Below are 22,115 nucleotides of genomic sequence, written 5' to 3'. Positions count from 1 at the left end.
CTTACTTATACTGACCTAGATTGAGATCTTCTGTCTGCTGCGCTAGACGAATCGCATCGCCAACGGCAGCAGCCATCCGGTGCTTAGCCACTTCGTGCACTCTGACAACTTCAATACCTCTGCTGGCCGCAAGGCTAGTCAGATGGGCTGAAGCTGTATCACGGTTTTCAAAGCCTTCCTGTGTCTCAGAATTGACCTCAAAGCCGTTTTCTTCTAAGATACTAACGAGAAACCGCTTACGGGAAACCCCAAGAAAAATAGGAAAACCAGCTTGATGGAGACTTCCCAGCTCCTGCAAAAGGAGCAGATTCTCCCGCTTGGTCAAACCGAAACCAATCCCTGGATCCAGCATGATATTATCACGCGAAAGGCCAGCATGTTCCGCCACCTTCAAAGATCTCTCAAAACACTTCCACATTAGTTCTGCAATCGGTAGCTCTGCAAAAAGAGATAACTCTTCCTTAGTAAAAGCAGGACCAAAGCCAAATTCTGGGAAAATCCGTGAGCTGGCATGTTGAGGACGAGCCATCACTGGATTAAACATGACAATGACTGGCGCGCCATATTTCGCAGCAGTCTCTGCCATCTTTTCATCACCCAAAAGACCGGTAATATCGTTGATAATATCTGCACCCGCAGCCAATGCCGCTGCAGCCACTTCCGACTTCCAAGTGTCCACAGAAATCAGAATATCACTTTCCCGACGAATAGCTTCAATGACTGGCACCACCCGCTCTATCTCTTCTTGAATGGCCACAAAATGACTGCCCGGCCGAGTAGACTCACCACCAATATCCAGCATGTGAGCCCCCTCAGCAATCAGCTTTCTAGCCTGAGCCAATGCCGTCTCAACCGTATTGTAGCGCCCACCATCTGAAAAGGAATCCGGCGTCGCATTGATAATGCCACAGAGGCCCGTTCGGCCATCTGGAGCAATTGCTTTTAGATTCACCATTTGACTTTCATCTCATTTCTATTGGCTGCCCTGCTCTTCAACAAAAAAGGCACACTCATCTAGTGTACCGCAAAGCTCTCAGCAGATGCAGCATCCAGTCCTATGAACTGCACTCGACTTCACAAGAAGACCTTATCTAGTCCCTTGTTTCATTTACCATTTTACCATAATTCTTCTATTTGACAAAACACTTTCTAAAAGCAAAAGGGTAAAAGGCTGAGAATAATCATATTTCGAAAAATATGGGCCAGCATAGACAGCTCCAAACGCTGAAAATAAGGTCTGAGGAGATGGGCAAAGACTAGTCCCAAAACCAGATAGGACAGAAAGCATAGAGTTTCCTGAGGATTTTTCGCAAGGGAAAAGCAGAGCAAACCTAGTGCAATCCCCCAGCTCTTCCGATAGCGAAGAGAGAAGAGAGAAGGCCCTGTCAACAAATCTCGGTACCGCAGGGGATAAAACGGCAATGTCAATCCCCAGAAGCAAAAGAGAAGATGACAGAAAACTCTCCGTCAGCATCTGCTCCACCGCCTGTCCTGACTGCACCTCCTTGCCACACAGCAGAAGAACCCCCGCAGCATTGACCAAAATCATCAAAAAATACAAGAAAAGCAAGTATCGATAGTTGCTTGACTGACGCAGAGAACCTTTGATTTCCTGCAGCTCTCTGGCAAAATAAAAGGCGCAACAAAAAAGCAATCCCAGCAAGCCCACCATAAAAAGCAGATTAGCCTGACTAAAGACCAAGCGATGAGGCATTGGATGGATCATGAGCAGCAGTCCCGTCTGAGTCAACATAGCCAGTAATAACAATTGAATGATTTTCTCTAATTTCAGCATATTCTCTCCATTCTTCTCTTATCATTATAGAAGAAGTAAGAGCAAGCTGGTAGAAATCCCCTCAAATGTCCTAATTTGTGCCTCAAATGACAAAAAAAGCAGATATTCTCTGCTTTCTTACTTGTTCACCAAACCTGTCAGTATCATAATGAGTACTGCAACTCCATTTCTCAGCATGTGTGCCAAAATAGACATTTCCAAACGCTTGAATATGTAAGCAACAGCAGCTAAAACAGCACCCATACCTGCATATATAACAAAACTGCCGATATTGGTCGGACCATGAAAAAGACCGAAAAGAATAACTCCTACAACCAATCCCCAAACATAATGCTTGGTAAAAATCTTCTGAGGAATCAAGCCGCGAAAGACCACCTCTTCCAAAATAGGAGCCTGAATCACGGCACCTACCACTAATAAGATCTTGGGTACATGCTGAAATAAAGCATTCAAGGCATCCTGATTAGCAGTGGAAATAGCCTGACCTTCCAGCAGCATGATAATTGCTCCCAACATGTTGACCCCAATCATGACAACATTAGAAACGGCTAACCAGCCAAACGAAGACCATTTGAAGAAGCTAAAGTCAAGGCTCAGTAGTTCTTCTTGCTTAGCCATTCTCAGAACAAAAAAGACAATCAAAAGATATACAACCAGCACAAAGATAGTCTGTCCAGCTGAAAAACTCTTCTCAGAAGATGTCATTTGCCGGATAAATATAAATGGTATCTGGCTGAGAAATAAGACAAACAAAGTCAGTAGAATGTACTCTAATTTTTTTAGAATTGCTTTCATGTCTTCCTCCTTTTCCTTCCTAGTATAGCTCAATTTTCTCTTTTTGTATAGACAATTCTTAACTGCAAGCATTTTGTATATCACTTATTGAAAACTAGTGCTGATAGTGACTATGAGATAGAATCGCTCAATGTTTTCAAGGCCAGCAACCAAGAAAATCCGTTCTTAAAACATACAAAAAGCCCAGTCAAACTGAGCTTTTGAATTTTCTTAATTTATTGATTTTTGAAACGTTCGACGTCACGCGCAATGACCAATTCTTCATCAGTCGGGATAACCAAGACTTTGACCTTGGCATCAGGACTGGAAATCACGCCTTCTGCACCACGCACATTCTTTTCTGGGTCTACGTTACAGCCAAACCAAGAAATACCATTAATAACCAGTTCACGAATGGTCACAGAATTTTCACCGATTCCTGCAGTAAAGATGATAGCATCAGCTCCATTCAAAACAGCAAGATACTGACCAATGTATTTTTGAATCCGATCGACAAAAATGTCATTAGCCAATTGAGCCTTGGCATCACCTGCCCGCATCGCCTCATGAATATCGCGCATATCACTAGACTTCTCAGAAACTCCCAGCAGGCCAGACTCACGGTTCAAGACGCGACTAATATCTTCTGGAGTGTTAAAGTCGTCTGTGTATTGCATCAGGTAAGGAATGATGGCTGGATCAATATCCCCAGTCCGCGTTCCCATCATGACGCCGCCAAGTGGTGTGAATCCCATAGAAGTATCTACAGAAACACCCTTGTTAACTGCTGTGATAGAAGCTCCGTTACCGATATGGCAAGTGATAAGTTTGAGTTCTTCAATTGGACGTCCCAAAATTTTAGCAGCTTCCTTGGCTACATACTCATGGCTGGTACCGTGAGCTCCGTACTTGCGGACCTTGTTTTCAGTGTAATATTTAGTCGGAATCGGATAGCGATAAGCTTTTTCCGGCATAGTTGTATGGAAAGAGGTGTCAAAGACTACCACGCTGGTAATGTCTGGCAGAATTTCTCTAAAAGCACGGATGCCTGCAGCATTGGCTGGATTATGCAATGGAGCCAGAAGAGACAACTCCTCTACCTTTTGAATCACTTCTCCATCAACGAGGGCTGAATCCTTAAAGTGTTCACCGCCAGCCACAACACGATGGCCCACACCGGTAATTTCATCATAAGATTCGATGATATTAAAGCGTTTCAAATCATCCAGCAAAATTTTTACTGCCTGCGTGTGATCTGCAATATCAAGAACCTGCTTTTCTGAACGACCATCAAATTTCACTGTTGAAATAGAATCCTTGAGACCAATCCGTTCCAGCAAGCCCTTAGCCAAGACCTTTTCTTCCGGCATCAAGTAGAGTTGCCATTTTAAGCTTGAGCTTCCTGCATTAATAGAAATTGTTTTCGACATTTCTTCACCTCTTTAAGCGTTTTCAAAATTATTATATCAAAATTTTGTTTGAATTTCACTATCTTTGTACCAGTTTTGAAAACTTTGACGGAATTTAAACATTTCTTCATGATCCTGCAAATCCCGCAGAGGATAGATAAAAGGCTGAATGTTATTCGCTTCCTGTTTCCTCAAGACAAAAAGAGTTTTGGCATGCTTGCTGCTTGAGAAAATAGACTCTGGCAAGGTTATCATCGTGATAAACTGAGCCTTGGCTAGGAGCCATTTTTTTAGCAACGGAGCTTGAGCGCTGGTCAAGAGGTCATTTGGCGCCAGAAATATAGCATAACCACCTGGCTTCAGATATTTGAGTGATTGCTCCATCAGGAGATGATGGGCATAAGTGTGCTCATCCGGACTAGCCACTTCATAGCGGGAGGCGATACTGTCGTCTGGATAATAACCAACCGGTAAATCACTGATAATGATATCACTCTCTTTCAGAACCTGAGGTCGAACTGCATCCCCCTGAGCAAAGTGAGCCTTAGAGTTCATAACCTCTGCAATGCTGGCAGAAAGGTCAATTAATAAATCATCTAGCTCCAGACCTAAGTAGTCAATCTTCTTTTGGGTATGATTGAGAACAGTCTCCGTCAAATTTCCGGTTCCGCTGCCGATTTCTAATACATCAGCTTCCTCTCCGTGAGCTAGCTGGTCCAGCAAGAAAGTAATCAGAAAACCAATTGTGTCAGGTGTGAATTGATGATTGACCTGCATGGGCTCCGTCTGGGCCGCCTTCATCAGGATAAACTGATAGGCTCTCCGCCACTCTTCCTTGGTCAAATGCAGAGCGCGAATTTTTTCATCGTTGGTCAGAACTTCTTGTAAATCAGTATCTCCATCTAGGTAAATGCCATTCTGCTCAATCAGAGCATCGTAAAAATTGGTCGCCAGAGCGTTTTGGATATTCTGGACGTTTTCGAGAATCAGAGTATAAGCTTGTTCTATCTTTTCAAAATTCATGGAATCCTCCGTTCATCCTATCATACCAAAAATAAAGCCCCTTTCCAAGATATATAAAATTACAAAGATTTTACAGTTATATTAGTCCGACTTACTAGCTTCGTCCGAAATCGCTTTCTCTTTTTTGTCAGTTGCTTTCTTGTCTTCCTTTGCTTTATCCTCATCTTTCTTAGAAATGGTAAAAGTAAAGGAATAGGAATGACCGCTGCTGATCTGACTGCTGATTTCCAGTTCCTTCCCTTTCTTACGGTAGACAGCCTTGCCCTGCTCAAACTCCATCTCACCGCTATCATCCTTGGCTGTAGCTTTTGTCAGAACTGCCATTGCATAGGCTTCCGTCCTTTCCCTGTTGAAAAGCTGCAAACGCTGACTGCTGACTTGACGGTTGAGATAAAACTGCAGGAGCAGGCTAAAGACAGCAGCCATCAATAGCGCATACAGTAAAATACCAGCCTCAACTTTCTTCTTCCACACGATAGACGAACTCCCTCTCTAAGCCTTTTTCAAAGCGAAAATGAAGATGGACAAGCTTACCGTCCTGACGCACATCAGCTGCTTCCAAACCATAAATCATGGGCTGATAACCGCGACCACTCTTATCTGTTTTACGGAAATCATCTCCCTTGGATTTACCCAAGGCCAAGTCCCTGCCATCCTGTCTGATGTAGATTTTATTGTCTTCTACCTTGTCAAATTGACTTCGCGAAAGCTCCGTCTCCAGTTGGTCGGCAAACAAAAGCCACTCTTGCTGTTGATTGTTCTCCTGCTGATGCAGTTCTGAAGATAAGAGCTGGGTCATGGCCTGAAAGACTAACACCCCACCACTGAGAACCAGCAAGGCTACTAAAGTCTCTAAAAGAGTAAAAGCCTTGACTTTAAGGTTTTTGGACACGGATAACTACCTCCCCTTCGTGATAGACCAGCAGCTGCTTATCTGTCTTAAGCTGGCGCACAGTAATTCCATTGGTATGAAGCTCTTCCTGTCCCGTCTGTAGGGCCATCTTGGCTACCCGCAGGACTTCTTCCTGCTGCAGAAGGACACGCTGCTCCTTGCGAGACCGGCTAATCTGCCCTAAAAGAAGACTAGCAATAGCCGCAAAAACTGCCATGGCCACCAGAGCTTCCAGCAGAATGCTAGCTTGAAGCTGTCGTCTTTTTAAACTTGCCATTGCCCATATAAAGCTGGTAAACAACTGTCCTATCCTCCGTCTGAAAAGTAATTTTGCTGAGTGATGAATTCCCACCGGACCGGTCAAACTGAATGACTTGCTGCTCATGATTCTGCAAAGTTTGCGGAAAATCCAGTTCTTGATAGCCATTGGAAATCTGCCGTCCTGAAATCTCCAGAGAAAGCTTCTCATGCCCAGCTAAGCTCAGCCTCTGCGTCTCCTGATAGAGCCTCTCAAACTCTAAAAAGAAGAGTTGCTCTTGAACCTGATTGAAGCCAGCCCTCACCGATCCAGATAATCCTAGTAGTAGAAAACTAACAACAAAAAGAACGAGGAGACTTTCCAGCAGAGTAAAAGCCTTAATTGGCAACCGCTTGAGTTTCGCCACTGTGTTTTCCATAGTAAGCCTTATAAGAATCTGCCTGTTTCTGGCTGATATTTCCTGCACTGACTAGCTTGCTCAGGCTAGCCTCTTCATTGGTATTCTTCAGTTCATAAAGCTCCGCCTGGCTTTCTACTACCTTGACCACCGCTGCCGTTCCTGTATCTGAAACAGCATCTTTTTGCTTGGTCAGATTAGGCACAAAGAGCAGCAAGAGAACGCTGATAACTAGCAAGACAATCAGCATTTCCACAAGGGTGAATGCTTGAACTTTTAAGGTATTAAGTTTTTTCATTATAAATGAACCTCCATATTCTGATAAATGGGCAAGAGCATTGCCGCATAAAGTAAAACAATCACTAAGGCAACAAAAATAAATACTAGGGGCTGAATGAAATTCATGGCTCGGTTGATACGTAGGAAAAATTCCTCCCAAGTCTTTTCAGCATAGACTTCCAGCTCACTACCTAACTTGGATTTGACCTCGCCATACTCAATCATCAAGGACAATTCTTTCTTAAAGAAAGAATAGCTTGCCACCTTGTCCGCATAGCCTTGTCCAGCTTGCAAAGCAGCAGCCATATCTGCTCCGATTTCCTGAAAGAGCTGGGAAGGCTGCTCTTGCATAATCGCAAAAATCTGACTCAATTCCAAGCCCTGACCAATCATATTGCCCCATTCACGAGCATAATAAGCAGTCAAGTAAGCCTGGACCAAACGTCCAATAAAAGGCAGAGCTGCTAGTTTGCTGAAAAAACGAATCTTTGATGACTTTCGATAGTAAAAGAGAGCCACTGAAACCAAGACAGCTAAAGCAAGGTTGCTCCACAAAAAGATCTGAGGCAGGTGATTAATCAGCCGAGTAGCTAGATTCTGGCTGTCCAATTGAGGCAGAAGATAGTTGCGCAATCCCAGCATGATAAGGACCAAAAAGCCCAGCAGCATGAGAGGATAGGTCCCCACCTCTATCAATTTTTTCTTAACCTTGGATAGATTTTCCAGATAGACCTCAATTTTGCCTAGACTTAGAGTCAGATTGCCATGCAGCTCAGATAAGGACAGCTGGGTTACAACACTGTCAGAAAATCCCAGCCGACTGACAATCTCTGAAAAGGACTGACCAGCTGACAAGCCTGCCCGCATTTCTGCCACATAAGCCTCCTCCAGCAAGGCACTTCGCCTCAGAAAGTCTACAATCTCTGCTAAGTGAAAACCGCTGCTGAAAAGATTATGAAAGAGCTCAATAATCTTTTTTTGCTTAGGCGTAGACAATTTTTTCGGTCTGCCTTTGCTCAGCACTGATATGTCCTTCTGCAAAAAGCTGATCAATCTGCTGATTCCAGACTGCGGCTTCGTGCTCTTGATAATTTTGACTGACAAAATCAACGACACCTCCTCCCCCAATTAAACGCTGGTAACAAACACCTTGTAGCACCATTCTTAGCTCGTCCTCACTAACGCCCAATTCCAAAAGCCGCTCATAGACACCTCGAACACTCTTAGCATGAATCGTTGAAAAGACCGTAGCTCCAGTCAAACTTGCCCGAACCACTGCTCTAGCTGTCTCTCTATCACGGATTTCCCCTATAATCAAGAGATCCGGCCGATGTCGCAGAGACAGCTTAATCAGACTATCATAAGTCATGCCAATGGTTTCGTTCAGCTGCAGCTGCAGCATAGCCTCTTGCTTAATCTCAACCGGATCTTCAATCGACATGACTTGCTGACCAGAAAATTTAAGCTGAGCCAAATGGTACATCAAAGTCGTCTTGCCACTGCCGACTGGACCCGAGAAAAGATAGAGACCGCGAGCCTGAATTTTCTTGCGCAGCTCCGGCAATTGCTCAAACCAAAAGCGTAGCTCCCTGTCTTCATCATGAAGAAGTCGGATGACCAGACTTTCAAAACCACGGTAATCACCAACTGTTGACAGCCGGATTGAAACCTTGGCTTCCTCACAGTCATAATCGCAAGACCCCAGCTGACTGCGGCGCTTCTCTCCAACATTCATACCTGCGACAAACTTAAAGTGACTGATAACAGCTGACAGAAGCTCAAAATCATAAGTTTTTATAAAGCGACGTTCATCACCGATTCTCATATAAAGCTCATAGCAAGTAGTCTTAGGAATGAGGTAAATATCCTGCGCCCCCTCTTGCCGAGCCTGCCTAATCATTTCTTTTGCAATTTCTTGAACCATACATCCTCCTCACCTTACTATTCGCAAAAAATCCAGAAAAAGAAAAAACAGCGGAAGAAACTTAACTTCTAACAAGTTAGGTCTCTTCTGCTGCTCTATTATCTAATTTGCAAAATATATTCTGTCGATTTAAAGAGGCTTAGCATTTTTTAGTTTGACTGAGCAAGCTCGGTGCTTTTCAAGGCCGTTTTGCTTAGTATAGCCCGGTCGGTACTTGCTCTTAGGGATCTGGCAGTCATTCTCCAGCAAAAACAGAGAGTGGTACTGCTGAACATTCTCATCGCACTCCTCGCACCAGCGCTGATCCTCCGGATCCCAAAAAATTGTCATTAAATCACTGCGGCTCTTATACAAAGGTGACTGGTCTGCCATTTGCAGCCAGCGGTTTTTATAATACTTAAGGGCTTCATAATAATCATCGAACTGCTTTTTTGCAACGATATCATCTTCCCAGCCATCTAGGAACCACCACGGTTCATAGTCCCCGTACATCTCAATTACACAATACATACTCGTCCTCTCTTTGTACCGTATATTATATATGAATTCTTTGACGAACAAAACTATTTTGCTCAAAATCAGAAAACAAGAACTTTATTGGAACGGAGACAAGCACATCGCTCTTCATAATATGAAGATTAACATCACGGATAGTAATCTTAATAACCTTAGGAACAAATATTGTGTTCTTATAAAGACTTTCTATTTTAACGGTCTGTGAAATAAACCTCAATCTTTTTATTCAAAAAAGGTGAGACAAATGTCGTTTTGTCCCACCCTATTGTCTGCATGATCTTAAGCAAAATTTTCATCTTGCTTGTTTCTGCATTATAAAGTTTCTAAAGCAATCATCGTTGTCACAGCTGCGTCATAGTAATTATCTGACGGCAAACCTTGCATGAAGAGATATTTATTCTGCTGCACCAATTTGCGGAATTCCATATTGTTATTCGCCGCATAGAATACTGGAGCAGTAAAGCTGCCAGCCTGATTACTATTGAGAGCCTTCCCTTTCAGAGTGTAGCCTGCATAGATCTTTTCTTGACTGAGGAAGAAGTTCAACATCTTCTTCAGCATTTTTTGACTTTTTTCATCCTTGCTTTGAGCCAGGTTGTAAGGAAGTCGGCAGGCATTATAAGAATAATAGCCATCATTTGCAGATTCAACCGTATCAGCATCAGCTGCCCGAACTTTGTCGCCTTCAACCCAAATAAAGTCTGGTATCAAACCAGTCTTATTATCAGCGCTGATTGCTTCAAGTTTGCTAAGCATATTATCTCGGATTGTCAGCCACTGCTTATCCTTTGTCAACTCATAGAAAGCTTGGAACTGCTGCGGCAATGTATCAGAAGTCCGCATGAGATTATAAAATTTCGATTCTGCATTTGCCCAGTTCCCAACCGTCAAAACGCCGTTACTTTCATTATAGTTATATGCCAAGACATCTTTCAGAATGGCCTGAGCCTGATCTTGGTATTCTTTAGCCTTGTCCGGCCACTGCTTAGCAGCCTGAATCAAAGCATAGGCAATGTAGAGATCGCCGTCTGTAGCATTGTTTTCGTCTTCATGATTGCTCTTTCCATCCTTAATCGTCTGTTTCCAAGACATGAGCTGGGTATCTTTCAGACGATGAGCTAGATAATATTGGTAGAGCTTTTCAAAATCAGCCGAACTGGCATCGCCTTGCTTAGCTGCATCCACAGCAATCACCATGCCATAACCCTGTGCCTCAGACAGCACAACATCTTCAGTTTTACTGTTTGTCGTCCTGATATAAGACAATTTGTCCTTGGTTACGACATATTCTTTAGACCATTGGCTGTATATCTTCTTTTTGATATTAGGAGTACTGCCCATGCGGGTGTACAATAGGATACCAGCCAAGACAGCCAGAATTGTCACAAACCAAATAAATCTTAATCTTGTTCTTTTCACACTTTCTCCTAACCTGCAAATCGTTTTGTTTTAACCCACTTGGTTTCTTTCCGCTTCAAAATCTTGTCCAAGATAACAGATCCTACTGCATCTAAAGAAACAACGATAAAGAGCTGAGAGTAAGTCAAATAGGACACAAGGGCCAGCCAAATCTGTTTGGTGGTCGCCTGTCCAAACTGAGAAGCCAGAGCGATATTGATCTGCAAAAGATAAAGCAAAATCATCAGAAGCCAGTTAAAGAGCATCAGCTGGACGATATAGATATTCTGAGCATCAAAAGCGAAAGGAATCCGCACATCCGGTATAAAGAGCTGGGTAATCATTGCCGCTACATTGGCAAAGAAAACCAAGTCAGATAAGACAATCGCCAAATTAAACCAGAAGAAGATACAAGAATAATTGAACACTTCCAGTTTCACGCGCCAGTTACCGCCACTAAAAAGATGCTTGAAGTTGGCAAGAACTACCTCGTAATTCCCCTTAGCCCAGCGCTTACGCTGCATGTAGTAGGACTTGAGGGTTTCTGGCTCTTGCTGGAAGGCCTCTGAGTTATAAGCCAAAGCAATCAGCTTGCCGCTCTGCATAATCTTAAAGGAAATTTCCGTATCCTCTGTCAAGGCACCATTTTTCCAACCACCAATACTCTTAACAAACTCAGTGTTAATCAAGAAGTTTGTACCTGGAATCCGTCCAATCTTAAAGAGGTGCCACATACCTACGTGGTAAACACGCTGAGTTACAACGATTTCTTGGTTGATACAACGTGTCAGGAAGTTCTGGTTGGCATTCCGAGTCTTGTTGCGTCCGAAAGAAGCAACGTGGCGTTCTGGATCTTCCAAAACTTTTTTGACTAGGAAGTAAAGAGCATTCTTTTCTGGCATGGCATCCGCATCATAGACACAGATATATTCACCCTTGGCCATCTTCAGGGCGTCATTCAGCACCCCTGCCTTACCTCCCGTACCAGTACGGTCTGTAATTGTAATATTGCGTCCAGCATACTCAGGCATAGCCTGTACTTTCAGCATTTCTTGATAAGTGTCATCCGAGCAGTTGTCTGCAAAGAGCAGAACTTCTACTCGGTCATGAGGATAGTCCAAGTCCAGAATGGCCTTAGTTGTCTGAGCGATAACCACATCTTCATTGTGGGCTGGGACAACGACTGTAACCATAGGATAATGTTCCAATGGGCTGGTATCCACGTTGAAGTCACTGCGTTTCATCCAGAAATGCACGGAAGAACATAAAATTACCAAAGCCCAAGCCAGAGACATCCAGATGGAGAACAGAGTGACAATCATAATAAGTTGACTAATCATGACGAGTCACCGCCCTAAAATTTTTATTGACCCGATTGTAAATAACCAGATAATAAATGAAGAGGACCAAAAAGCTAATAGCAAAAAAGATACTTAGCACCATAGAGATGATAAAAAATACTTCTGTTAAAGACATGTGTTTACCTCCTAGTATTCTACGATAATGTCGGTTTCAAGCTGACGCTCCAGATTGCTCAAAGCGTCATCGAAATTATGGAATTTGTCAATGTTTTGAGCATTAAGTTTTAAACTGCCGGACTGAAACTGAATTTTTTGGTCAGTTTTCTTATTCTCAAAGTGCATCATCGTTAAATCGTCACGCACTTTCTCTTGGAAATATTCCTTGACTTCCTGATCCAGATCTTCTACCAGAACGAGAAAGTTACCATTGGATACATAGTAAACTGTTTCTACATTCTGGAAGTCCCAGTTAAGCAGTCGTAAAATTCTCTTGAGCATCCGCTTGTACTCCCGAGAGTGAATTTGATAAAAATGATGATTGTGTGCCCAATGGACCAACAAGGCCTGAAAGGCTGGAGCTTGTTTCTGATTTACTTTCTGAACCATTTCTTCATAGGCCTCAGCAGCATCTTCACTGTCATCCTGCACTAATCCCAAGCGCTGATGGAGATAGAAATTCACTCGGCTGGTCAGCCAAGCGCTGACAGGGAAGACATAAAGCAAGAAGAGAACCTGATTGTCCGGTAGATAGGTTACATCAAAGAGCAAGATCAAAGTTGCGATAACCACACCCAAAATCATAGCCCATGTCACCAAGAGATCAGATAGGACAAAGACACTAAAAATACCTAATAAAATCAGCGCGATTCCGATATAAAATATGTTAGCTGCAAAATTCCAACTGTAGAAAAGAATTAGTCCAATTGCCAGTACAAAGACTGCTAATGATTTTTCTAGTCCTTTTTTCCTAAACATTTTTTACTCCTGTCTTAAATTCTTCCGGCCTAGCCGTTTGCTTAAAATAGTGAGCTATTGCTTGAGCAATCCGCTCAGAAGCCTTACCGTCACCATACGGATTGCTGGCTTGGGCCATTTCCTGATAGAGTGACTCATCTGTCAGCAGGGCTTCCATTGCCTCTGCTACTGCTTGAGTTTCTGTACCGACCAGCTTCAATGTGCCGGCCTCAACTCCTTCTGGTCTCTCTGTTGTATCACGAAGTACCAGTACAGGCTTACCTAAGGAAGGCGCTTCTTCCTGCACTCCGCCTGAGTCTGACATGATAAAGTAGCTTTTAGCTGCGATATTGTGGAAATCCAACACATCTAAAGGCTCAATCAGATGAATTTTCTCATTGTCACTCAGAATTTCTCTAGCCGCTTCCTGAACCGCTGGGCTCAGGTGAACGGGATAGACAATTTCCACATCATCATGGGCATCTACAATCTGCCGTAGAGTTCGAAAGACCCTTCTCATCGGCTCGCCTTGATTTTCCCGGCGATGCATAGTCACCAAAATCATCTTGCGATCTGGATTAATACGGTCAAGAACCTCGTGCTGATAATCAGCCTGGACGGTCAGCTTGAGAGCGTCGATAGCTGTATTCCCTGTCACAAAAACTGTTTCTGCTGGATGGTTTTCCTTGAGCAAGTTAGCCTTACTCTGTTCTGTTGGTGCAAAATACAAGTCGGTCAAAGAGTCGGTCATCTGACGATTCATCTCTTCTGGGAAAGGAGAGTATTTATTCCAAGTCCGCAACCCAGCTTCTACATGGCCGATACGAACTTGATTATAAAACGCTGCAAGACTAGCTGCAAAGGTCGTTGTCGTATCACCGTGCACCAGCATAATATCTGGCTTGTTTTCCTTTAAGATATCATCTAGCTTATGCAGGATCTTGACAGTAATATCTGTCAGGGTTTGATTCTTCCCCATAATATCCAAATCATAATCAGGCTTAATCTTAAAAGTTTCAAGTACCTGATCCAGCATCTGACGATGCTGAGCAGTCACAACTGTTGTTGTCTCAAACAAGTCTGCCTGCTTCTTCAGTTCAATAACCAGTGGAGCCATCTTAATTGCTTCTGGACGAGTTCCAAAAACAACCATTACCTTAATTTTCTTCATTTTTCCTCACCAAAAATCAACATTGTTATATTAACTTTTTACTAAAAAATGTTTGTTTTAAGTAACCTTAGTTATTTTACCATCAAGCGTTTCAATAATCAAAGCATGAACTATTATTTTATACTTTCTTAATAGTAATTTACATGTTGGTAACTTATTTAAGATTATTTTAATTTTCTTAACTTAACTGTAACTTAAAATTACTGAAATTTTTCGGTTTTCTCAAAAAAATAAATAAAAAGGAAACAACTTATAGGCTTGAAGCCCTGTTTTATGCAGAATTTTGTGTTTTTTACCTATATTTTTTAATCTTTATTCATTGTAATAAAATATTATTCTATTTGTAATCTAATTGTTTTCTATTCTTTGTATTTCAAAATCCTCCCTTCATGAATGAGCTAGCTGGATAAATGCCAGCTATCGTTCTCTATAACCTCCGACCACTACCATTAAAACCAATCTCCTCTTTTTTAAAATTTCAAATCTCCCCCTCCTACTATTTTAGGATTTTTAAAATAGTATAACCTAGCGCTATCATACTACAAAAAACCAGCTACCTCCCTGATTAAAAATGAATATGGCGTCTCGCATCATAGAAAAACTGAAATAGGAAATCTTGACTGTTTCTTCTATAGTTGTTTATCCATAAAGGAGAACTTAAAAACAACTTTCTAAGTATATTATAGGATAATATTTAGTGGCGGGCAAGAAATTATCGGCTGCAAGAAAAAATCCCTCCCGATTTTCGGGAGGGAAAGTTCTTTATTTAAGAACAATATTTTCTTCAGTTTCAAATCCATCTGGCAGTTCTGTCACTTCGTCAATAATTTCAACTTCATTGACAGCCTGAGGTTCCAGATTGCGGTAGCGGGCCATACCAGTACCAGCTGGGATAATCTTACCGATGATAACATTTTCCTTAAGTCCGAGCAGATGGTCTTTCTTACCACGGATAGCAGCATCTGTCAGGACACGAGTTGTTTCCTGGAAGGAAGCTGCAGACAGGAAGCTGTTTGTCTCAAGGGAAGCCTTGGTGATTCCCATGAGGACTGGACGAGCTGTCGCAGGTACACCGCCTGAGATAACCACATCACGGTTAGCATCTGTAAAGTCGGTGATATCCATAAGAGTTCCCATAAGAAGATCTGTGTCACCTGGATCCATGACGCGCACCTTGCGAATCATTTGACGAACCATTACCTCAATGTGTTTGTCGCCGATTTCTACCCCTTGGCTACGGTAAACTTTTTGTACTTCAGCAAGCAGGTAAGTTTCAACAGACAAGACATCGCGGACAGCTAGCAAGTGCTTAGGTTGGATAGAACCTTCAGTCAAGGCAGCACCACGGGAAACTTGGTCACCCACTTCTACCTTCATGCGGGCTGTAAATGGTACCACATATTCACCTTCGCCAGTTGCACCTGTAACAAAGACCTTCTTGGTACGAGTAGATGCATCTTCTTCGATAGCAGTAACTTCACCCTTGACTTCAGTGATGACCGCTTCCCCTTTTGGATTGCGGGCTTCAAAGATTTCTTGGACACGAGGAAGACCTTGCGTGATATCGGTATTAGAGGCAACACCACCCGTGTGGAAGGTACGCATGGTCAGCTGTGTACCAGGCTCCCCGATAGACTGGGCAGCGATGGTTCCGACTGCTTCACCGACTTCAACCGCATCACCCGTTGCCAAGTTGATACCGTAACAGTGACGGCAGACACCGTGGCGGGTGTTACATGTAAAGACGGAGCGGATTGTCACTTCTTCAACACCAGCATTAACAATTTCACGTGCCTTATCTTCTGTGATCAATTCATTTGGACCAATAATGACAGCACCAGTTTCTGGATGTTTAACTGTTTTCTTAGTGTAACGACCATTGAGACGCTCTTCCAGAGACTCGATCATTTCCTTGCCTTCTGTGATAGAAGTGATAAGAAGTCCACGATCTGTACCACAGTCATCTTCACGGATAATCACATCTTGGGCAACGTCAACCAGACGACGAGTCAGGTAACCTGAGTCGGCAGTCTTAAGGGCCGTATCGGTCATACCCTTACGAGCACCGTGGGTTGAGAAGAACATTTCCAGAACAGACAGACCTTCACGGAAGTTAGACAAGATTGGCAATTCCATGATACGTCCGTTTGGCGCAGCCATCAAACCACGCATACCGGCCAACTGGGAGAAGTTAGAGATGTTACCCCGGGCTCCAGAGTCCATCATCATAACGATAGGGTTCTTCGGATCTTGGTTGGCAACCAGACGTTTTTCCAATTTCTCACGAGCTGCCCGCCACTCAGCAGTCACTGCATTGTAGCGTTCGTCATCAGTAATCATACCGCGACGGAATTGTTTAGTAATTTGTTCAACACGCTTATGGGATTCTTCAATAATCTCAGCCTTGTCTTCAACAACTGGAATATCAGCAATACCCACTGTCAGACCAGCCAAAGTAGAATGATGATAACCCAAGTTCTTCAAGCGGTCAAGAAGAGCAGATGTTTCTGTTGTACGGAAGCGTTTAAAGATTTCCGCGATAATGTTCCCCAGATTTTTCTTCTTAAACGGAACATTGATCTCAAGCTGTTCAATGACTTCCTTGATGTCTTGTCCTGACTCCAAGAAGTACTTAGCTGGCACACCTTCTGTCAAGTTAGCATTAGTTGGCTCTTGCAGATAAGGCAATTCCTCTGGCATGATTGCGTTAAAGAGAATTTTACCAACAGTTGTGATTAAAATCTTATGCTTCTGGTCTTCTGTCCAAGGCTTATTAAGACTGTCTGTTGCGATACCAACACGAGTATGCAAGTGAACATAGCCATTACGGAGGGCCATAACCGCCTCATCCATATCCTTGAAAATCATACCTTCACCTTCGCGGCCAGCCTCTTCCATGGTCAGGTAGTAGTTCCCCAAGACCATATCCTGAGATGGTGTTACAACTGGTTTACCATCTTTCGGATTCAAGATATGCTCAGCAGCCAGCATGAGGATACGAGCTTCAGCTTGGGCTTCCTCTGACAATGGTACGTGAATGGCCATTTGGTCACCGTCAAAGTCGGCATTGTAGGCTTCACAGACCAATGGATGCAAACGAAGAGCTTTACCATCAATCAGTACTGGCTCGAAAGCTTGAATTCCCAAACGGTGAAGGGTCGGTGCGCGGTTAAGAAGCACTGGGTGCTCCTTGATCACTTCTTCCAGAATATCCCAGATACGCTCATCTCCACGCTCTACCAAGCGTTTGGCAGCTTTAACGTTCTGCACGATATCGCGAGCAACGATTTCCCGCATCACAAACGGCTTGAAGAGCTCAATCGCCATTTCACGCGGCACACCACATTGATACATTTTCAATGTAGGACCAACGGCAATAACGGAACGACCTGAGAAGTCAACCCGTTTACCCAGCAAGTTTTGACGGAAGCGACCTTGTTTACCTTTGAGCATATGGCTCAATGATTTAAGTGGACGGCTACCTGGTCCAGTAATTGGACGGCCACGGCGACCATTATCAATCAAAGCGTCAACCGCTTCTTGAAGCATCCGCTTCTCATTTTGAACGATGATACCAGGGGCGTTGAGTTCCAGCAAACGAGCCAAACGGTTGTTCCGGTTGATAACACGGCGATAGAGATCATTGAGGTCAGATGCCGCAAAACGACCACCATCCAACTGAACCATTGGACGCAAATCTGGCGGAATAACCGGCAGGATGTTGAGGACCATCCATTCTGGTTTATTACCAGACTTGTAGAAGGCATCCAAGACATCCAAGCGACGGACAGCCTTGATCCGTTTTTGACCTGAAGCAGTTTTCAATTCTTCTTTGAGGACAGCAATCTCAGCTTCCAAGTCCACTTGTTTCAAGAGGTCTTGAATAGCTTCGGCTCCCATTTTGGCTACAAATGAGCCTGCACCGTACTCGCGTAAACGCTCACGGTACTCACGCTCCGTCATAATTGACTTGTGCTCTAGCGGTGTATCCTTAGGATCAATCACCACATAAGCCGCAAAATAAATGACTTCTTCCAGAGCACGTGGACTCATATCCAAAGTGAGTCCCATGCGGCTTGGAATTCCTTTAAAGTACCAAATATGTGAAACAGGAGCCTTCAATTCGATGTGGCCCATGCGCTCACGGCGAACCTTGGCGCGAGTTACTTCAACACCACAGCGGTCACAGACGATTCCTTTGTAACGAATCCGTTTGTACTTACCACAGGCGCATTCCCAGTCCTTTGTTGGACCAAAGATCACTTCGTCAAAAAGGCCTTCGCGTTCTGGTTTCAGGGTTCGGTAATTGATTGTTTCAGGTTTCTTCACTTCCCCATAAGACCATGAACGGACCTTATTGGGAGAAGCTAGGGTGATTTGCATACTTTTAAAACGATTTACATCAACCACTATTTCTTACCTTTCTTCATTTTCTAATCAGTGTGTATTCTTATTCTTTTCCTTCAGCCTCAAAAGCTGCTTTTGCTTCTTGAGCTGCTTTTTCACGCGCTTTTTCAAGATCGTCAACGTGAATCACATCATCATCTTCACCTTCGTCTAGGTCACGCAGTTCCACTTCATTGTCATCTTCATCGAGAACGCGCATATCCAGACCAAGAGATTGCAACTCTTTGACAAGAACGCGGAAGGATTCTGGCACACCTGGTTTTGGAATTGGTTTCCCTTTGGTAATAGCTTCATAAGCCTTCAAACGTCCATTGACATCATCTGACTTGTAAGTCAGGATTTCTTGCAGAACGTTAGAAGCACCGTAAGCTTCCAAGGCCCAAACTTCCATCTCACCAAAACGTTGTCCACCAAACTGTGCTTTACCTCCGAGCGGCTGTTGGGTAACCATTGAGTAAGGTCCTACTGAGCGGGCATGGAGTTTGTCATCTACCATGTGGTGGAGCTTGATCATGTACATGACACCGACAGATACACGATTGTCAAATGGCTCACCGGTACGTCCATCATAGAGAATGGTTTTAGCATCGCTGTCCATACCAGCTTCGCGCACTGTATCCCAGAGATCTTCTGAGCTTGCTCCATCAAAGACTGGTGTCGCAATATGGATACCCAAGTTACGCGCTGCCATACCAAGGTGGAGCTCCATAACCTGACCGATATTCATACGAGATGGTACCCCGAGTGGGTTCAACATGATATCAACTGGTGTTCCATCTGGCAAGTAAGGCATGTCTTCCACAGGAACGATACGGGATACAACCCCCTTGTTTCCGTGACGACCGGCCATCTTATCTCCGACCTTGATTTTACGTTTTTGAGCGATGTAGACGCGAACCAGCATATTAACGCCAGATTGCAATTCATCACCATTAGCACGGGTAAAGATTTTCACGTCACGAACCACTCCATCGGCACCATGTGGCACACGCAGAGAGGTATCGCGGACTTCACGAGACTTGTCTCCGAAGATAGCGTGCAAGAGACGTTCCTCAGCAGAAAGGTCTTTTTCACCCTTAGGGGTAACTTTACCTACTAGGATATCACCTTCCTTGACTTCCGCCCCGATGCGGATAATACCCATTTCGTCCAGATTGCGCAAGGCATCTTCCCCTACGTTTGGAATTTCGCGGGTAATTTCTTCTGGGCCAAGCTTGGTGTCGCGAGTTTCTGATTCGTACTCTTCCAAGTGAACAGAGGTGTAGACATCGTCTTTCACCAGACGCTCACTCATGATAACCGCATCCTCGAAGTTGTAACCTTCCCATGTCATGTAGGCAACGATCGGGTTTTGTCCCAGGGCCATTTCTCCATTTTCCATAGAAGGTCCGTCAGCGATAAAGTCGCCTTTCTCGACAACATCGCCAACTTTCACCAAGGTACGTTGGTTGTAAGCAGTACCTGAGTTAGAACGGCGGAATTTTTGAATTTGGTAAACATCGAGAGAACCATCTTCGCGGCGGACTTCAACCTTGTCTGCATCCGCATAGGTAACCTTACCATCATGCTGGGCAATGACCGCTGCACCAGAGTCGTGGGCAGCTTGGTATTCCATACCAGTACCAACATAAGGTGCTTTTGGATCAATCAAAGGCACAGCCTGGCGCTGCATGTTGGCCCCCATGAGGGCACGGTTGGAGTCATCATTTTCCAAGAAAGGAATACATGCTGTCGCCACGGCAACTACCTGCTTAGGTGACACATCCATGTAGTCTACTTGATCTGAAGGGAATTCTTGGTTATTACCTTGGTGGCGTCCCATAACGATAGGTTCAGCAAAGCCGCCTTTTTCATTCAGCTTAGAGTTGGCCTGCGCTACGATAAATTCATCTTCCTCATCAGCTGTCAGCCAAACGATTTCGTTGGTTACTACGCCAGCTTCACGGTCTACCTTACGGTAAGGTGTTTGAATAAATCCGTATTTGTTAAGGTGTCCATAAGAAGACAAGTTATTAATCAAACCAATGTTTGGTCCTTCAGGCGTTTCAATCGGACACATACGGCCATAGTGAGTATAGTGCACATCTCGCACTTCATAACCAGCACGGTCACGTGTCAAACCACCAGGTCCCAAGGCAGACAGACGGCGCTTGTGAGAAAGCTCAGACAGCGGATTGTGTTGGTCCATGAACTGAGACAACTGTGAAGAACCAAAGAATTCTTTAATGGCTGCAGTCACAGGACGGATATTGATGATTTGCTGTGGAGTCAATACTTCATTATCCTGAACAGACATCCGTTCACGGACATTACGCTCCATCCGAGAAAGTCCAAGACGGACTTGGTTAGCCAAAAGCTCACCAACAGCACGAATACGACGGTTCCCCAAGTGGTCAATATCATCTACACGACCGATGCCTTCAGCCAAGTTGAGGAAGTAGCTCATCTCAGCCAAGATGTCAGCTGGTGTTACAATCCGTACCTTGTCAGAAGGATTTGCGTTACCGATGATGGTCACAACGCGGTCTGGATCAGTCGGTGCCACTACCTTGAACTTCTGCAATTCTACAGGAGCTGTCAAGACAGCTGAGTCGTTTGGAATATAAGTGATTTTGTTCAAACCATTGTCCAACTGCTCTGCAATGCTGTCAATGACACTGCGGGTCATAACTGTACCAGCTTCAACCAAGATTTCTCCTGTTTCAGCATCTACCAATGGCTCAGCAATGGTTTGGTTCAGCAAGCGTGTCTTGACGCTGAGTTTCTTATTGATCTTGTAACGACCAACTGCTGCCAAGTCATAGCGATGCGGATCAAAGAAACGCGCTTCAAGAAGGGAACGAGAACTTTCAGCCGTCTTAGGCTCACCTGGACGAAGACGCTCATAGATTTCTTTCAGAGCTTCATCCGTTCGAGAGTCCATTGGGTTCTTGTGGATATCTTTTTCAATGGTATTGCGCACCAAGTCGCTGTCACCAAAGATGTCCAAGATCTCATCATCACCTGAGAAACCAAGCGCACGCACCAAAGTGGTAAATGGAATCTTCCGTGTCCGGTCAATACGAGTGTAGGCAATGTCTTTTGAGTCTGTTTCCAACTCTAACCAAGCTCCGCGGTTAGGAATAACCGTTGAACCGTAGCCAACTTTTCCGTTTTTGTCAACTTTATCGTTAAAATAAACCCCTGGAGAACGCACCAACTGGGATACGATAATCCGCTCACCACCATTGATGATGAAGGTTCCCATTTCAGTCATGATTGGGAAATCGCCAAAGAAGACTTCCTGAGTCTTGATTTCACCAGTTTCCTTGTTAATCAGACGGAAGGTTACAAAGATTGGCGCTGAGTAGCTGGCATCGTGGATACGTGCTTCTTCCAGCGTATATTTAGGCTCACGGATTTCATAGCCAACAAATTCCAATTCCATGGTGTCGGTAAAGTTTGAAATAGGAAGTACATCTTCAAAGACTTCCTTCAGACCATGATCCAAGAAATCTTGGAACGAATCCGTTTGGATTTCAATCAAATTTGGTAAATCAAGAACTTCCTTAATTCTTGAAAAACTACGACGGGTACGGTGTTTACCGTATCGAACTTCATGTCCTGCCAAGTTTTT

19 protein-coding genes and 1 pseudogene are annotated in these 22,115 nt (G+C 43.9%); all 20 read right to left on the bottom strand.

What is annotated here, in order from left to right:
* Position 1 precedes the first annotated feature (1 nt).
* The 20 genes and pseudogenes from folP to rpoB all read right to left on the bottom strand — a co-directional run bounded on the left by folP (position 2) and on the right by rpoB (position 22,109).
* Entirely contained in the window at positions 2-955 is a 954-nt protein-coding gene (folP, locus tag K4I03_RS05565; protein ID WP_227963969.1) for a dihydropteroate synthase, read from the bottom strand.
* Between the two features lie 194 nt (positions 956-1,149).
* Positions 1,150-1,795: pseudogene (locus K4I03_RS05560) on the bottom strand (CPBP family glutamic-type intramembrane protease).
* A 117-nt stretch (positions 1,796-1,912) separates the two neighbouring features.
* A complete protein-coding gene (locus tag K4I03_RS05555; RefSeq protein WP_002896762.1) occupies positions 1,913-2,662 on the bottom strand; it encodes a CPBP family intramembrane glutamic endopeptidase in 750 nt (249 codons plus the stop codon).
* Positions 2,663-2,805: 143 nt separating this feature from the next.
* The gene (locus K4I03_RS05550) at positions 2,806-3,999 is read right to left on the bottom strand and encodes an acetate kinase (protein WP_227963968.1); all 1,194 of its coding nucleotides are present in this window, start codon (positions 3,997-3,999) and stop codon (positions 2,806-2,808) included.
* A gap of 36 nt (positions 4,000-4,035) precedes the next feature.
* The gene (locus K4I03_RS05545; RefSeq protein ID WP_227963967.1) at positions 4,036-5,001 is read right to left on the bottom strand and encodes a class I SAM-dependent methyltransferase; all 966 of its coding nucleotides are present in this window, start codon (positions 4,999-5,001) and stop codon (positions 4,036-4,038) included.
* Positions 5,002-5,082: 81 nt separating this feature from the next.
* Positions 5,083-5,475 carry a competence type IV pilus minor pilin ComGG gene (gene comGG / locus K4I03_RS05540; RefSeq protein ID WP_124765832.1) on the bottom strand — a complete coding sequence of 131 codons (393 nt, stop codon included), beginning with the start codon at positions 5,473-5,475 and terminating at the stop codon, positions 5,083-5,085.
* Complete coding sequence (gene comGF / locus K4I03_RS05535; protein WP_002901713.1) at positions 5,456-5,893, bottom strand: competence type IV pilus minor pilin ComGF; 438 nt, start codon at positions 5,891-5,893, stop codon at positions 5,456-5,458. Before comGF ends, comGG begins: the two co-directional genes overlap by 20 nt.
* Positions 5,877-6,170, bottom strand: a complete 294-nt coding sequence (gene comGE, locus K4I03_RS05530) for a competence type IV pilus minor pilin ComGE (RefSeq protein ID WP_125337891.1) — start codon at positions 6,168-6,170, stop codon at positions 5,877-5,879. The genes comGF and comGE overlap by 17 nt, the downstream gene beginning before the upstream one ends.
* Complete coding sequence (gene comGD / locus K4I03_RS05525) at positions 6,136-6,570, bottom strand: competence type IV pilus minor pilin ComGD (RefSeq protein ID WP_227963966.1); 435 nt, start codon at positions 6,568-6,570, stop codon at positions 6,136-6,138. The genes comGE and comGD overlap by 35 nt, the downstream gene beginning before the upstream one ends.
* Positions 6,530-6,847: a competence type IV pilus major pilin ComGC gene (gene comGC / locus K4I03_RS05520; RefSeq protein ID WP_227963965.1), complete on the bottom strand. Its 318-nt coding sequence runs from the start codon at positions 6,845-6,847 to the stop codon at positions 6,530-6,532. Before comGC ends, comGD begins: the two co-directional genes overlap by 41 nt.
* Positions 6,847-7,881 (bottom strand): competence type IV pilus assembly protein ComGB, encoded by a 1,035-nt coding sequence (gene comGB, locus K4I03_RS05515; RefSeq protein ID WP_265333620.1) that lies wholly within the window; start codon positions 7,879-7,881, stop codon positions 6,847-6,849. The genes comGC and comGB overlap by 1 nt, the downstream gene beginning before the upstream one ends.
* Positions 7,811-8,752, bottom strand: coding sequence for a competence type IV pilus ATPase ComGA (gene comGA, locus K4I03_RS05510; RefSeq protein WP_002896773.1), 942 nt, complete (start codon positions 8,750-8,752; stop codon positions 7,811-7,813). The genes comGB and comGA overlap by 71 nt, the downstream gene beginning before the upstream one ends.
* Positions 8,753-8,881: 129 nt before the next feature.
* Complete coding sequence (locus K4I03_RS05505; RefSeq protein WP_227963963.1) at positions 8,882-9,262, bottom strand: DUF1033 family protein; 381 nt, start codon at positions 9,260-9,262, stop codon at positions 8,882-8,884.
* Positions 9,263-9,580: 318 nt separating this feature from the next.
* Positions 9,581-10,687: a glycosyl hydrolase family 8 gene (locus K4I03_RS05500; protein ID WP_002896776.1), complete on the bottom strand. Its 1,107-nt coding sequence runs from the start codon at positions 10,685-10,687 to the stop codon at positions 9,581-9,583.
* An 8-nt stretch (positions 10,688-10,695) separates the two neighbouring features.
* Entirely contained in the window at positions 10,696-12,006 is a 1,311-nt protein-coding gene (locus tag K4I03_RS05495; RefSeq protein WP_002901729.1) for a glycosyltransferase family 2 protein, read from the bottom strand.
* Positions 11,999-12,142: a hypothetical protein gene (locus K4I03_RS05490; RefSeq protein ID WP_002896778.1), complete on the bottom strand. Its 144-nt coding sequence runs from the start codon at positions 12,140-12,142 to the stop codon at positions 11,999-12,001. Before K4I03_RS05490 ends, K4I03_RS05495 begins: the two co-directional genes overlap by 8 nt.
* 11 nt (positions 12,143-12,153) lie before the next feature.
* A complete protein-coding gene (locus tag K4I03_RS05485; RefSeq protein ID WP_002896779.1) occupies positions 12,154-12,942 on the bottom strand; it encodes a hypothetical protein in 789 nt (262 codons plus the stop codon).
* Positions 12,935-14,092 (bottom strand): non-hydrolyzing UDP-N-acetylglucosamine 2-epimerase, encoded by a 1,158-nt coding sequence (gene wecB / locus K4I03_RS05480; protein ID WP_227963962.1) that lies wholly within the window; start codon positions 14,090-14,092, stop codon positions 12,935-12,937. Before wecB ends, K4I03_RS05485 begins: the two co-directional genes overlap by 8 nt.
* A gap of 762 nt (positions 14,093-14,854) precedes the next feature.
* Positions 14,855-18,502 carry a DNA-directed RNA polymerase subunit beta' gene (gene rpoC / locus K4I03_RS05475; RefSeq protein WP_227963961.1) on the bottom strand — a complete coding sequence of 1,216 codons (3,648 nt, stop codon included), beginning with the start codon at positions 18,500-18,502 and terminating at the stop codon, positions 14,855-14,857.
* Positions 18,503-18,542: 40 nt separating this feature from the next.
* A complete protein-coding gene (rpoB, locus tag K4I03_RS05470; protein ID WP_125337894.1) occupies positions 18,543-22,109 on the bottom strand; it encodes a DNA-directed RNA polymerase subunit beta in 3,567 nt (1,188 codons plus the stop codon).
* Between the last annotated feature and the right edge of the window lie 6 nt (positions 22,110-22,115).

This window comes from Streptococcus sanguinis (assembly GCF_020729725.1).
In the GTDB taxonomy this organism is placed as follows: domain Bacteria; phylum Bacillota; class Bacilli; order Lactobacillales; family Streptococcaceae; genus Streptococcus; species Streptococcus sanguinis_V.
This window is presented reverse-complemented; position numbering and strand designations above follow the sequence as displayed.